This window comes from Lysinibacillus sp. IITD104 (assembly GCF_036698265.2).
Lineage (GTDB): Bacteria > Bacillota > Bacilli > Bacillales_A > Planococcaceae > Lysinibacillus > Lysinibacillus boronitolerans.
Map to the genome: position 1 here is coordinate 2,547,932 of NZ_JBAHYH020000001.1, position 12,597 is coordinate 2,560,528.

A 12,597-nucleotide genomic window follows, 5' to 3' on the forward strand; every position below is an offset into this window, starting at 1 on the left:
TTATTTATTGACTATAAGATGCTAGCCAGTTATTAGTATCAGCGATGGTTGGGTTAGCGAGATAATGTCCGCCTTCAATTTGCAGTGTTTGGCCCGTCATAAATTTTGATTCGTCAGAGGCTAAAAATACAACTGCATGGCCAATATCATCCGCTTCCCCATGATAGGGTAGCGCATTAAATTTCGCATAAATGGCCAGCATTTCTTCTGGCATATTGTTTTTCGCGGCTGGTGTTAAAATAAGACCTGGTGCAACCGCATTACAACGAATATGATCCTTCCCAAATTGTGTGGCAATGTTTCTTGTCATATTCACCACACCTGCTTTTGTTGCCCCATAGGCTGTACGAATTTGGTCACTGGCGAATGCAGCCATAGAAGCCGTATTAATAATTGAGCCCCCGCCCGCTTTTTGCATATGTGGAATGGCAAAACGACTACCCAGTAGAATCGATTTTAAATTCACATTGACTAAACGGTCCCATTCATCTAAATCAATATTTAATACATCTAAATCTTTCTTCAGGTTAGTTAGACCAACATTATTAAAGAGCACCGTTAATGAGCCGTATTGTTCTACAGTGAAGTTCACGGCCGCTTCAATGGAGGAAGCATCCCCTGCATCAAGGAAAACCGCTGCCGCCTCATACCCATCATTGACTAAAGTTGCTGCTGCTTCTTTCGCACCCTCTACATTAAAATCAGCAATGACTACTTTTGCGCCCTCTTTTGCTAACAAGCTAGCTGCCGATAAACCAATACCAGAAGCCCCACCTGTTACTAATGCCACTTTATTTTTTACTCGATCCATTTTCAATTCCTCCTTCAAATCACACGAAAAAGAGCAAATTAGCTCTCCTAACGTAAAATAGTTTAACATTAAACTATTTAATTTTAAACTAATAACCTTTAGCATTTTATAGCTCCACTGTGAACTTGTTGATTTTACAAAGATCATGAAGATGGCATAAATGATTCAATCACCAATCAGGAAACATCCAATCTTTTCGTTCAAATAGCCAATTCGATAAAGTCAAATGGATTCGCACCATCTAGTTATGTTCCTTCATCTATACAATGAATAACTTGTTATGCTATAATACTTTAGAAAACCTCAAAGGGTATCAACCAATTCTGAGCTACAGTGATGCATATCGCTGTAGTTTTTTCTATGCTATCATTTCCTTAAACTTACATTACGAGGTGAGAATATGGAAACAAATACATATCGTTGTAAAGCCTGTGGCGGTCAATCTTTTTCTGAAGGAAAATTAGATGGCTATGCTGCTTTAAGACCCGTGAATACCAGCTTTTCCTCAGGCTCACTCCTTATTTTCACTGTCTGTACGCAATGTGGAGAAATTGCCTCTATTAAAGCCACAAAACCTGAAAAGTTTAAGTAAAAAACAAGAGAGCACCATTTCAATAATGAAATTTGCTCTCTTGCTTTATGTTTCTTTCTTATTCTTCTTTCCCCATTGATATGGCTTTTTGGACCAATTCCACATCCAAACAAAGAAATAGATGATGACCATTGTGATGACCATCATTGTCACATTTTCTCCCCATGCAATCGGCTCATGCTTCCTCCATTGATTCATCGTTCTAACAATGAAGTACAGTAAAGGATAAATAAAATAACCTACTTGATCCCGTCGCATCTAAGAACGCCCCCCTTTTAGAAAAGATGATTTTCCCTATTCATCAATCATTGTCGCAAGCTTCATCATCGTTTTCCAATTGCGAACTGTAGCAGGCACCTCTAGCTTAGGCAGTTGTTGACTAAGCTTGGCATTGCGAATGCTATCGTAAAATAAAAGATAGACATCTCTCCCCTTGATAATGCAGCGCTCTTTTTCACTTACATATTGTAATAACTTAGCACCGTTCTCTTCAGTTGGAACGGTTGAAAGTAGTGCAACATGGAGACTTTCCCCTGTAGCTGTAGCCCGTGCATCTACTAAGTCTTGTTCTGAGAAAGGACAATTGTTCACAATAGAGCGGAATTCTTCAGCTGTACGGATGATTACTGTACTCGTGATAGTGAAAGTAGTTTGGATGGTCTCTTGAATTTGCTGTTGCAAAAGTGCTTCTGATTCACTCGATTCAAACAGGATATTGCCACTTTGTATATAGGTCCGAATGTTTTGGAGACCTAGTGGTTGCAGCGCATCTCTCAATTCAGCCATTTTTAATTTATTGTGCCCACCTACATTAATCCCTCTTAAAAGTGCTACGTATTTAGTCATTGAATTCCACCTTTCCTTTTATCTATAGTATAGCAATAATTAGGGAATAATAGGAAAAAACTGCACCCTTTCATGCAGGGCGCAGCTTGATTAGCTATACTAATTGGTGGATATCTTCTATTAAGCGATCCACATTTTCTTTGGTCGTAGCCCAGCTTGTGCAAAAGCGCACAACCGTATGAGTATCATCGTATGCTTCCCAAATGGAGAAGGAATATTTTTCTTCCAGCGACCGAAGTAGATGGTTTGGTAAAATCGGAAATTGCTGATTCGTTTTCGAATCATAGCGCATTGCAAAGCCTTTATCGAGAAATGCCTGTCGTATCAGCATTGCCATATCTACCGCATGATGGGAAATATCCATATAGAGCGTATCTTCAAATAGCGTTTCGAACTGAATGCCTAATAATCGGCCTTTGGCAAGCAGCCCTCCTCTTTGCTTGATCATGTAGCGGAAATCCCTTTGGTACGCAGGATTCACGATCACGACTGCTTCCCCAAACAATGCCCCCATTTTAGTGCCACCAATATAAAATACATCACAAAGCTTAGCGATGTCAGCAAGTGATAAATCACTGTCCTGTGCCACAAGACCATAGCCTAAACGAGCACCATCGATAAACAGCGGTAAACTACATTCTCGGCAAACTTCACGTAAGGCGGTTAATTCTGCCTTACTATAGGTCGTGCCATTTTCTGTAGGATGAGATATGTACACTAAGCCTGGCTGCACCATATGCTCATGTGTGCTATCCTGCCAGTGTGCATCATAGCAGGCTTTCACCTGTGCCGCAGTTAGTTTGCCATCATCGCTAGGCAATGTCAGTACCTTATGACCCGTTGCCTCAATAGCTCCTGTTTCATGCACCGCAATATGTCCTGTACTCGCTGCAATGACGCCCTGATGAGGACGCAAAATAGACGCTATCACGGTTGTATTTGTTTGTGTACCACCAACTAAAAAGTGAATGTCTGCCTGCTCCGCTGCAATCGCTTTTTTTATATAGGCTCTTGCTTTTTCGGAATGCTCATCCATACCATACCCTGGAGATTGTTCTTCATTTGTTGCTACTAACCGCTGCAAAATTTGTGGATGGGCACCTTCTGCATAATCATTTTCGAATCGTATCATATCTACTGCTACCTCCAAATTCTCTCTATCTATTCCTCTATCTTACGCCTGTTGCCGCAATTTCGCTATAGCTTAAAGAACAGTTCACAGCTTCTCTAGTAACAATAGTTGCTAGTGATGAGGGGATAAAATTTTACATATGTACTTCGGAAGAGATCGGTGTGCAAAGATGATCTCCTCCGTTTTATTCAGGTTATAAAAAATTTGTCGTAGTTCGATTACTTTGATGAATGTTAGAGCGGGTTCTTCCCTTTTCGGATCACTTTCGACTCTCTTTAGAACGGCTTTTCTCTTTGATGGATCACCTCAACCAAATTTCCTAGCAAGTTCTCCATAATTAGAAGGTTGACCTTCATTCCCCGCCGGAGCCACAGGATGAGTCACTCGAAGTAGCACTAGTATCAGCACACTGTTGGCTGTCTTGGGAGGAAAGATGTGCATCATTTGTTGAAAAATCGTTTGTGGAATGGATATGGTGGTTATGCTCGTTTGATTTGCTGTGAATTTTATTTGCATTACTGATGATGCCTATGACAACGACAACCCCAACAAACACGATAAATATAATCATTTATTCCAGCTCCTTTCAGTCATTCTATAAATTGTAACATTAAATCAACGCTCGGTAGTACAGTTCTATGTAAAATGGCAATAGATAAAATAACACCACAATCGAAAATGATTGTGGTGTTCACATTATGATTGCGATTTGCGTGTGGCAGATTTTTTTGAACGATTTCCTTCGTTCGAGTTTTTCTTTTGCTCTTGTGTTAAAGCATTTTCTTCGCGCACATCTAAATCATCTGGACTTAAATCTGTCGCTAATTCCGCCAACTCTGACTGACGTTTATATTGCTTGCCCTTTGTCAAAATGATCACCTCCAAGTAGTATTACATTGCCCTATTTGGTTTGATCTATTCCTGCGACGGTATGAAATGATTATTTCTAGCTAAACTAATTGCACCATCTGCTGGTTCAAAAGATGGTGATATGCTTGTAAATCTTGCTCATATAATTTCTGATAGGTCGCTAGGCTATGCTGTTTGATATAGTCAAAGTCCTCTTCAGGAACTAGGGGATGTGTACGGTTAAGCATCCATGCATTTTCCCAAGCCGTTTGCTCAAATTGAATATTCATTTCATGTTCTTCAATCAGCATGGCTAAAAGTTGTTCCTGATGATATATTTCTTTTAAGGTATGTTGCTTTTTCATCGTAAAGATTTCAATTGTACGTGGAAGTGATGCCTGTAATGCTTCTCGATCTACTGCATGACCTAGCTCATGCAGGGTCATTGTTTTTACATAAATTTCAAGTGAAGTTGGAAGCATTAGTTCATTTCTTGCCTCTACTAATCGTTTCGCATCAAATCCTACATAGTCCCCAATAAAGTTATAACTCATATTAATACCTGAATCATCTTGTTTTATCTTGACCGTCATGTTCACAGCCTGCACGACGGATTGAATTACCTGAAATAGTTCTTTTTCTTTAATTTGCGTCATTCTCTCGATCCTCATTTCCTCTAAAAACAAATAGAAGCGGATTAAATATATACTACAATTAGGAGAAATTCAACAAATTTATCCTGTGGATGGAGAGGAGCTTAACAACAAAAAAGGCGCTTGTAGTTTAAAACTACAAACGCCCTGTGTGTGAAGGGTTTCGACCTATTTAAAAGTGATTAGTTATTATTGTTATTTCGACGATTTTGGTTGCCGTTGGAGTTGTTACTACGCTGTTTACTGCGTGCTTCTCCACCTTTACGTCCTATTTCTTCATAAAAATCGTCATCGTGCTTTTCAGCGGTAGCTTCTCCGCCTTTGCGGCCAATTTCTTCATAAAATTCTTCGCCGTGGTTTTCAGCCGTAGCTTCTCCACCTTTTCGCCCGATTTCTTGATAAAATTCATGTCCATGATTTTTAGACGTAGCCTCGCCGCCTTTACGTCCAATTTCTTCATAAAAATCACGGTCATGATTTCTGGAGGTAGCTTCTCCGCCTTTACGTCCCGCTTCTTCGACAGTCATGTTTTCATTGTTGTTTCTGTTGCGATTGTTTTGCTTGTTAGCCATTTCTATTCCTCCTAAATATTTTTTTGAGCTTTTTACTAGCTCGCTATTTATATTCCCAGTCAAAACACATCTAAACATATTTTTTTAAAAAATTGATTTTCTTATTGTAATAGAACACTGTGAGGAGCAGATTGCTAACAAGCCCATCAATCATATACATGTACCCTTTCCAATATAATACTAATCTATAGTATGTCATCGAGGATGAAAGAAGGGTGATGGAAAAATGACGACTCTCACAAAGCCATCTATTGGTTTAACACAATTTACAGACTTCACAATGAAGGGAAGTGCAGCTAAAACAAAGTTTGTGAAGGATATAAAATATCAGGGAGATTATCATCCAATAAAAGATTATTGGAAAGCCTTGCGTGATGGGTTAAAAAAATACCATGAGCATCGTTTGAATGATACCTATTTACTCGATATCGTGGATAATGCCCTTCCTGCACGCCAGAAAAATTACCAGGAAGCTGTTAAAGCCTATATAAAATTCTTAAAAAATAAAAACGTTCAGTGGTTTGATCCAGGTAAGGCGAATTGGTACTGTGACGATTTAATTGTTCGGTCCAATCCTGAGCTTGGTTTAATCATTGACGATGTACCCTATCTAATCAAGCTGTATTTTAAAGGAAAAAATGAGCGCATCGATAAACATAAATGTCGATCTGCCCTCACTCTTCTAAAAGACTCCCACTATGCGATTGAACATCCAGACTCTGTTAAACATGCCATTTTAAACGTGCAAAAAGGTCGCTTGATTACAGATGATGATTCAACAGACTATCATCAAATTGCCCTCGAATCGGATGCAGCTCAATTTATGTTTATATGGAATAGGCTCTAGCTAATTGGAAATAGGTACTTCCTTCAATATAAAATGACTGACAAAAATATATTCAGATATGATATTTTATATTCTAATATGATATGCTTTTATTCCATTACAAAAAGACATTCTTTATAGGATAATAAAAATAATCTAGAAAACAGAAATAAAGGAAGTGCTATTATGAATGCTGAATTGGTGATGCAGGAGCTAGAGGCTCTTGGCAAGGAACGGACGAAAAAAATGTATATGTCAAATGGTGCCCATGAGCCGTTATTTGGTGTGGCAACAGGTGCCATGAAGCCTATTGCGAAGAAAATTAAAATCGATCAGGCTCTAGCAGAAGAGCTTTATGCTACGGGCAACTATGATGCGATGTACTTTGCTGGCATCATAGCAGATCCAAAAGCCATGACTGTGGAAGATTTTAATCGATGGATCGAGGCAGCTTATTTTTATATGCTGTCGGATTATGTAGTAGCGGTTACTTTAGCAGAGGCACCGATTGCTCAGGAAGTGGCAGATGCGTGGATTGCCAGTGGTGAGGAATTGAAAATGTCTGCGGGCTGGAGCTGCTATTGCTGGCTATTAGGGAATCGCAAGGATAGCGAGTTTTCCGAGAGCAAGCTAGCTCAAATGCTGGAAATCGTGAAAAATACCATTCACGATGCACCCGAACGCACAAAATCGGCCATGAATAATTTTTTATACACGGTAGCTATTTCCTATGTGCCGCTCCACGAACAAGCAGTGGCAACCGCACAGGCGATAGGTCCTGTGGAAATGAAACGAGACAACAAAAAAAGCACGCAGCTCAATGCGTATGAAATGATTCAAAAGGAAGTAGCACGAGGCAGAATTGGCTTTAAGCGTAAATATGTGAGATGTTAATCATCGCACTTAAAGGCATCGATCCTATAAGGATGGATGTCTTTTTTTAATCGAAAAAACAATGAATTATAATATATTTTTATTGAAAAACGATAAATTTTATTTTAAAATCAATATACTACTACCAGTGAGGTGTTTTTAAATGAAACATAAAAAGGGATCAACCATTTTCCTAAAGAGCGTCATTATTCTGCTTGGTATACCAGTTTTAGCTTTAGGTCTGTTTTGGCTACCTGAGATGGCCAGCCGGGATGCTGCGGCACATCCAGAATCGTCCTATTTGTCCTATCTTTTTTTAATCTATGTGTATGTTCTATGCATTCCCTATTATGCTGCATTGTATCAAGCTTATCGCCTCTTAACGAACATCGACCAGCATAAAGCGTTCTCTAAATCATCTGTACGGGCTTTGAGAACGATCAAAAATTGTGCTCTCACTATTTTGCTCGGCCTTGTGCTAGGCATTGCAACAATTATGATGATGTTTACTGGCAAGGAAGATATTACAGGAATTATTGCGCTGACACTTATCAGCATCTTTGTAACCAGTACGATTGCAACCTTTGCAGCCGTTCTGCATCGACTGCTCCAAAAAGCCATTGATCTCCAAAGCGAAAATCAATTAACGGTATAACAAAATGGCACTAACCAATCTGGACGGTTAGCGCCTTTTTTTGTATCAAAAATATCCGCTAAAACTAATTTCCTATAAAAACATGTCATAATTCTCTTTTTAACAGTATAATAATTACATATTTTAAGAATAGGAGGATTTATATGAAGAAATTGGTTTTATTGATAGCAATGCTTACATTATTTTTCACCACAGCCTCTATTGCGAGCGCACATCCAGGGCGTTTAGATAGCAATGGTGGTCACAATTGTTCTGACAAATCAAAGGCTAAAGGGCTTTGTTCAGGCTATCATTATCATAATGGCAATGGTGGCAATAATGCAGGGTCTTCTTCAGGCGGTCAAAGTTATTCTACGCCAACACCTAAAGCAACTGTAGCACCTGTATTAACAAAGGTTGCTGTCTATTTAAATGACGTGAAGCAAAATTATACGCCTGGCGCTTATATGAAAAATGGCACAACCTTAGTGCCGATGAAGGCGATTTTTGAATCTCTAGGGGCAACGGTTAGCTATGATAATGCAACGAAAAAAGTAACGGCAACAAAGGACAGTAAAAAAATTGTGATTGGTGTGGGGAATAAAACGGCTTATGTTGATACAAACGGTTCTGCATCAACGATCACACTCAGCCATCCTGCTGAAATATATCAAGGTACAACAATGGTGCCTTTACGCTTTGTCAGTCAAGCACTTGGCGCAAATGTAACATTTGATGAGGCAGCACTTGTTGTTTATATCTCAACTAAATAATGGACAAGCCTTAAGCAGTATGCTCCTACAAGGTGCTGCTTTTTTTATTGTTACTTAAAGTTAAAATCATACTTCTTGTTGATTTTACCAGCAATCGTTTCTAGAAATAATGCCACGGTCATATTCTCGACTTCATTTGTATACCATGCTAGTTTAGCGCCATAGTTCTTTTTATTATAATTTACTTCTAATGGCCAGAAATTTTTTGTTTTATACGTATAATCAAATTTTACATAGAGTTGCTTACCATCTGGACATTCCATCACCACCTGGTATAATGGATTTTTTCTTTCCTGTTCAAACTTTACTTTTCTTATTTTGGTTAACATCAAAAACCCCTCCTCTCTTCTACTACATTCGACAAAAGTTTGAAAAAACCTTTATTCAACGAAAAAGGATAAAGCTCATGATGACATAGGAGCTTTATCCTGCACAATTAGTTGGCTATAAATTTGTCGTAATAGCGTTTCAGCATAGTCGCCATTTGCTCTCTTGTTAAGGCGCCTGCTGGATTCATGATCTTACTTCCATCGCCTCGGATAATGCCTTCGCTAATAGCCCATTCCCAAGCCTCTTTATGGGCTGCTCCCACTTCTCTGCTTGTTTGTAAACTAGCTTTTTCAGCTAGTAAGCTTTTCAACGTCTCTATTTCTTGTTTTAGCTCATTATATTGTGACACTGTTAATCCCTCCTCAAGCCCATTTTTAATATCTTGCTGGAACTGTGCTTCTGTAATCCCCATACTTTTTAAATAGTCAAAAGGATCTTTGTGCGAAGTGCCTCCTAGATTTTCCGCAATCCATCGATGTGACTTAATGCCGTTGCCGCTACCATCTAAAACAGCGGGAATCCCTGCCTCTATAGCAAGCTTACGTAACAGCCAAATATAAGCCGCATAGTCCTTTTTAAATTGTTCCTTATCAGCCGTCCTTGCCAATTCCACCTGGGCATAGCTATACGGATTTCCCTTTGGTCCACAGCCATATTGCACGCGATTGACTGGGGCTACTTGTACGATTCTTCCACCACCGCCTACCCAGTGAGAGACAAAGGCATTGGCTTTATTTCGATTCATGTAGGCAATTTCGTTTTCCAATGCATTTGGACCTGTATTGCTGCCATTACCTGATTCATGCGCTACAACGTATTTTACTGCCGTGAGTTCCTGATTTGGTAGCCCTGACATGATCTGTTTTTCAATAACATAACTCATGTTGCACCGTCCTTTCCTATTATTTTTTAGCGACTGACGCTATGCTATTCTTTTCTTCTTTAGGTTTTTTTAGGGTAAACAACAGATGATTTGAGGTTCCTTTCGAGGCTTATCAGCTTCTGTTCGTGCTTAAGGCTACTGCGATCGTTTCACCTCTCTTTCCTCGAAGCTATGAAGTGTGAATGTCACAAAGACATCCACTTACTATTAGTAAATGCTCACACAAAAGTGTTTTCTAGTTAGTTGTGCTCTTTTACTATTTTTTCATTATGATTTTATAACCTCTTTTCTCGATTCCAAGCATTGACAAAGTATTGTTACCTATAGTATTTTAGATCTTCTAAAATATTGAAAGCGAGGAAAGAAAGTGTGCAGGCACTAGAGATTATTCGTCAATTACCAAGCTTACATGGCTTTACACAGCTAGTGAAAATTAACAAAGGCTATTCACCTGATAGCAAGTATCTGGTAACAGTTGGTGAAACGCGCTATTTGGTGCGCCTGTCAGATCTAGCACATCATGACAAACGTGCAGTAGAGTTTTCCTTGCTCCAAGAGTTAGCAAAGCAGGGTGTAAGAACACATAAAGCAGTTGACTATAACTTGTTTCAGGAAGCCAACGTCTCCGCAATGGTCGTTAGCTTTTTAGAAGGCTCGCCTGCCGATGAAATCATTCAGGAACATTCTGACTCTGAGCAATACCACCTCGGTCTTGCGGCGGGAAAGGAATTGAGAAAAATACATCAAGTGAGCCCTCCACAAAAAATTCATTGGGAGACAACGCAGCTCAAAAAGTTTTCTACCTATTTGAAGGCATACCAACAAGATGCCTATCAACTGCCACAAGAGGCTAAACTATTGCGCTTTATTCATGCAAACTTACCACTGTTAAAGCAACGCCCCATCACCCTGCTTCATGATGATTTCCATCTCGGTCACATTATTTGTAAGGGACATACTTACAATGGGGTGATAGATTTTAATGGCTATGATGTGGGTGATCCTTATCATGACTTTTATAATCTTGCCTTGTTTAGTAGACAACAAAGTATCCCCTTTTGTATTGGGCAGATTGATGGCTATTTTTCATCTGCACCAGACGATCTGTTTTGGCGGTTATATGCTCTCTATGCAGCCATGACTGTCTTTTCAACCATTGTTTGGACTCGTCACTATGATCCAGGCTCCTTTGATGATGCGTTGGAAAGAATTCACATGATTTTACAGGATCATGATGACTTTTCATCGATTAAACCTTCATGGTATGCGAAGAATTTATTCACTCCGTAAGAGGGCTAATATTTTTTGCCGCTCTGCTGCAAAATCAATTGTTGGCTGAGATTTTGGTTCCTCCTCACCACGCTGCTGCAACCACTTCGGAATGATTTCCAGTCGTCTGGCTTTAGAAGGTGGTGACGCTTGCTGCTTGCGGGCTTGAAAACGCTGCTGCTCGATAGCAATATCTGCAAGGCTCTTTATGTTCTGATCGCACCAATTTTGTAAGATGCTCTCTACATACCGCCAGCGTAAAACATTATGCTCCACCGCTAGCTTCATCGCATAGATGACCATGTCCTCTGAAAAAATAGTGAGCCAATGACGAATTTTACTAGCAATGTAGGCTGTTAGCGTGCCAAAGCCTTGTTGTGCATAAAAGTGGTAGGCAGTGCTAGTAGACTCCTTATCATCATTATCTTTTAGTAATTGATTATTTAGTAAATTATTATTTAGTAGTGTGGGCTTTTCCGTCGATGGTACGACCGTTGACGAATTTCCCGTTGACGGTATAGCAGCACGTTTTGATGCTTCATAGACGAAAAATTCTACCCTACCGAATTTGCCGTCTTTTCCTCGTTCCTGCACTTTTTGAAGATAGCCAGCCTCTATGAGTTCGTCCAAAATTTTGGCTGTCGCTTCCCGTCCACATTTGCTACGTATTGCTAAATCTGCAAGACTAAATGACCAATCATCTGGTAAAGACAGCATATAGGCAAGCAGCCCCTTTGCTTTCCAGCTTAATTGCTCATCATTTAAAAATGCTTTATCCAAAACAACAAAATTCTCCTTTTTGGCTACTCGATAAATCATGATGATCCCTCTTTCCATCTAATGTCCTTTCTAACTATATAAAGAAAATTTTTAAAAAAGGGACATAAAAAGAAAAAAAAGAACATGCCATGAAGCATGCCCTTTTCAGCAGGTGAAAAGAATTTTTTAGCGAATTCCTACAATATTTAGATAGAAATATAATCATGATCTGTAATGGGTAATGCAAGCAGAAGCAAACAATAACTTCTGCTGTTTTATTTATAAAGCTCTTTATAGACGATGACTTTTAAAGCGGCAATCTCTTCATCAGATAATTTGCCCTCCACCATTTGCAGAGCTTCTTCCTGCGTCATCGAGCCATCCTGCAATTTCACACGAATGTCGTTCAAATCTGTAATGCCGACTTTTTGAATTAAGACTTTTGTTGCCTCTTCTTTTGTCGTAAACGGTAATGTACTGCTATCGACCGTTTTCGCCTCTTCCATATAGGCTTTTAATTGTGGGTCATTTTCAATGGTATTTTTGATTTGTTCCTTTTGTCCGCTATTTTCCAATTCTGTCGACAAGGTATCTACAATTTTTTCAGAGGCAAATTTTGTGCCGAAATGTAGCACACCATACCCTACTACACCAACGAATATAACAATTACCACTAAAAATTTAATCAATCTCAACTATGCTCACTCCTTTATACACGTTCATCATACTATATGGAGCGGGTGTTGAGAAACAATTCTCCCTAGAAATTATGTAAAAAAACCCCATCTATGAAGA

17 protein-coding genes are annotated in these 12,597 nt (G+C 39.2%); 6 read left to right on the forward strand and 11 right to left on the reverse strand.

Annotated features, from left to right (window positions below):
* Nucleotides 1-4: 4 nt before the first annotated feature.
* A complete protein-coding gene (locus tag V1L66_RS13005; protein ID WP_333006656.1) occupies nt 5-811 on the reverse strand; it encodes an SDR family NAD(P)-dependent oxidoreductase in 807 nt (268 codons plus the stop codon).
* A gap of 400 nt (nt 812-1,211) precedes the next feature.
* On the opposite strand from V1L66_RS13005, the gene V1L66_RS13010 reads away from it, so the two are divergent.
* A complete protein-coding gene (locus V1L66_RS13010; protein ID WP_016991486.1) occupies nt 1,212-1,403 on the forward strand; it encodes a hypothetical protein in 192 nt (63 codons plus the stop codon).
* A gap of 45 nt (nt 1,404-1,448) precedes the next feature.
* On the opposite strand, the gene V1L66_RS13015 is transcribed toward V1L66_RS13010, so the two are convergent.
* The 6 genes from V1L66_RS13015 to V1L66_RS13040 all read right to left on the reverse strand — a co-directional run bounded on the left by V1L66_RS13015 (nt 1,449) and on the right by V1L66_RS13040 (nt 5,455).
* Nucleotides 1,449-1,661 (reverse strand): hypothetical protein, encoded by a 213-nt coding sequence (locus tag V1L66_RS13015; protein WP_016991485.1) that lies wholly within the window; start codon nt 1,659-1,661, stop codon nt 1,449-1,451.
* A gap of 36 nt (nt 1,662-1,697) precedes the next feature.
* Nucleotides 1,698-2,249, reverse strand: coding sequence for a DUF1697 domain-containing protein (locus V1L66_RS13020; RefSeq protein WP_333006657.1), 552 nt, complete (start codon nt 2,247-2,249; stop codon nt 1,698-1,700).
* A gap of 94 nt (nt 2,250-2,343) precedes the next feature.
* Nucleotides 2,344-3,381: an aminotransferase class V-fold PLP-dependent enzyme gene (locus tag V1L66_RS13025; protein WP_333006658.1), complete on the reverse strand. Its 1,038-nt coding sequence runs from the start codon at nt 3,379-3,381 to the stop codon at nt 2,344-2,346.
* 696 nt (nt 3,382-4,077) lie between these two features.
* Nucleotides 4,078-4,260 (reverse strand): hypothetical protein, encoded by a 183-nt coding sequence (locus V1L66_RS13030; RefSeq protein ID WP_243456430.1) that lies wholly within the window; start codon nt 4,258-4,260, stop codon nt 4,078-4,080.
* A gap of 71 nt (nt 4,261-4,331) precedes the next feature.
* Nucleotides 4,332-4,886, reverse strand: a complete 555-nt coding sequence (locus V1L66_RS13035) for a hypothetical protein (RefSeq protein WP_036080962.1) — start codon at nt 4,884-4,886, stop codon at nt 4,332-4,334.
* Nucleotides 4,887-5,065: 179 nt separating this feature from the next.
* Nucleotides 5,066-5,455, reverse strand: coding sequence for a KGG domain-containing protein (locus V1L66_RS13040; RefSeq protein ID WP_016995470.1), 390 nt, complete (start codon nt 5,453-5,455; stop codon nt 5,066-5,068).
* A 226-nt stretch (nt 5,456-5,681) separates the two neighbouring features.
* On the opposite strand from V1L66_RS13040, the gene V1L66_RS13045 reads away from it, so the two are divergent.
* The 4 genes from V1L66_RS13045 to V1L66_RS13060 all read left to right on the forward strand — a co-directional run bounded on the left by V1L66_RS13045 (nt 5,682) and on the right by V1L66_RS13060 (nt 8,561).
* Nucleotides 5,682-6,302: a hypothetical protein gene (locus V1L66_RS13045; protein ID WP_333006659.1), complete on the forward strand. Its 621-nt coding sequence runs from the start codon at nt 5,682-5,684 to the stop codon at nt 6,300-6,302.
* Nucleotides 6,303-6,467: 165 nt separating this feature from the next.
* The gene (locus V1L66_RS13050; RefSeq protein ID WP_333006660.1) at nt 6,468-7,175 is read left to right on the forward strand and encodes a DNA alkylation repair protein; all 708 of its coding nucleotides are present in this window, start codon (nt 6,468-6,470) and stop codon (nt 7,173-7,175) included.
* A gap of 142 nt (nt 7,176-7,317) precedes the next feature.
* Nucleotides 7,318-7,809, forward strand: a complete 492-nt coding sequence (locus V1L66_RS13055) for a DUF2975 domain-containing protein (protein ID WP_258858791.1) — start codon at nt 7,318-7,320, stop codon at nt 7,807-7,809.
* Nucleotides 7,810-7,952: 143 nt separating this feature from the next.
* Nucleotides 7,953-8,561 (forward strand): copper amine oxidase N-terminal domain-containing protein, encoded by a 609-nt coding sequence (locus V1L66_RS13060; RefSeq protein WP_333006661.1) that lies wholly within the window; start codon nt 7,953-7,955, stop codon nt 8,559-8,561.
* A gap of 50 nt (nt 8,562-8,611) precedes the next feature.
* Here V1L66_RS13060 and V1L66_RS13065 read toward each other — a convergent pair whose 3' ends face one another.
* Both V1L66_RS13065 and V1L66_RS13070 read right to left on the reverse strand, forming a co-directional pair.
* Complete coding sequence (locus V1L66_RS13065; protein WP_036080983.1) at nt 8,612-8,890, reverse strand: hypothetical protein; 279 nt, start codon at nt 8,888-8,890, stop codon at nt 8,612-8,614.
* 107 nt (nt 8,891-8,997) lie between these two features.
* Nucleotides 8,998-9,774: an N-acetylmuramoyl-L-alanine amidase gene (locus V1L66_RS13070; protein ID WP_333006662.1), complete on the reverse strand. Its 777-nt coding sequence runs from the start codon at nt 9,772-9,774 to the stop codon at nt 8,998-9,000.
* 369 nt (nt 9,775-10,143) lie between these two features.
* On the opposite strand from V1L66_RS13070, the gene V1L66_RS13075 reads away from it, so the two are divergent.
* Nucleotides 10,144-11,064 carry an aminoglycoside phosphotransferase family protein gene (locus V1L66_RS13075; RefSeq protein WP_333006663.1) on the forward strand — a complete coding sequence of 307 codons (921 nt, stop codon included), beginning with the start codon at nt 10,144-10,146 and terminating at the stop codon, nt 11,062-11,064.
* On the opposite strand, the gene V1L66_RS13080 is transcribed toward V1L66_RS13075, so the two are convergent.
* Entirely contained in the window at nt 11,050-11,862 is an 813-nt protein-coding gene (locus V1L66_RS13080) for a DnaD domain protein (protein WP_333006664.1), read from the reverse strand. The genes V1L66_RS13075 and V1L66_RS13080 overlap by 15 nt on opposite strands.
* 215 nt (nt 11,863-12,077) lie before the next feature.
* Nucleotides 12,078-12,497, reverse strand: coding sequence for a hypothetical protein (locus tag V1L66_RS13085; protein ID WP_333006665.1), 420 nt, complete (start codon nt 12,495-12,497; stop codon nt 12,078-12,080).
* Nucleotides 12,498-12,597 lie beyond the last annotated feature (100 nt).

Bases quoted from the DNA above. Each gene is read 5' to 3' on its own strand.
- V1L66_RS13015 (WP_016991485.1), bottom strand. From the start codon at position 1,661: ATGCGACGGGATCAAGTAGGTTATTTTATTTATCCTTTACTGTACTTC.
- V1L66_RS13035 (WP_036080962.1), bottom strand. From the start codon at position 4,886: ATGACGCAAATTAAAGAAAAAGAACTATTTCAGGTAATTCAATCCGTC.
- V1L66_RS13005 (WP_333006656.1), bottom strand. From the start codon at position 811: ATGGATCGAGTAAAAAATAAAGTGGCATTAGTAACAGGTGGGGCTTCT.
- V1L66_RS13025 (WP_333006658.1), bottom strand. From the start codon at position 3,381: ATGATACGATTCGAAAATGATTATGCAGAAGGTGCCCATCCACAAATT.
- V1L66_RS13070 (WP_333006662.1), bottom strand. From the start codon at position 9,774: ATGAGTTATGTTATTGAAAAACAGATCATGTCAGGGCTACCAAATCAG.
- V1L66_RS13020 (WP_333006657.1), bottom strand. From the start codon at position 2,249: ATGACTAAATACGTAGCACTTTTAAGAGGGATTAATGTAGGTGGGCAC.
- V1L66_RS13050 (WP_333006660.1), top strand. From the start codon at position 6,468: ATGAATGCTGAATTGGTGATGCAGGAGCTAGAGGCTCTTGGCAAGGAA.
- V1L66_RS13080 (WP_333006664.1), bottom strand. From the start codon at position 11,862: ATGATTTATCGAGTAGCCAAAAAGGAGAATTTTGTTGTTTTGGATAAA.
- V1L66_RS13065 (WP_036080983.1), bottom strand. From the start codon at position 8,890: ATGTTAACCAAAATAAGAAAAGTAAAGTTTGAACAGGAAAGAAAAAAT.
- V1L66_RS13010 (WP_016991486.1), top strand. From the start codon at position 1,212: ATGGAAACAAATACATATCGTTGTAAAGCCTGTGGCGGTCAATCTTTT.
- V1L66_RS13045 (WP_333006659.1), top strand. From the start codon at position 5,682: ATGACGACTCTCACAAAGCCATCTATTGGTTTAACACAATTTACAGAC.
- V1L66_RS13060 (WP_333006661.1), top strand. From the start codon at position 7,953: ATGAAGAAATTGGTTTTATTGATAGCAATGCTTACATTATTTTTCACC.
- V1L66_RS13055 (WP_258858791.1), top strand. From the start codon at position 7,318: ATGAAACATAAAAAGGGATCAACCATTTTCCTAAAGAGCGTCATTATT.
- V1L66_RS13040 (WP_016995470.1), bottom strand. From the start codon at position 5,455: ATGGCTAACAAGCAAAACAATCGCAACAGAAACAACAATGAAAACATG.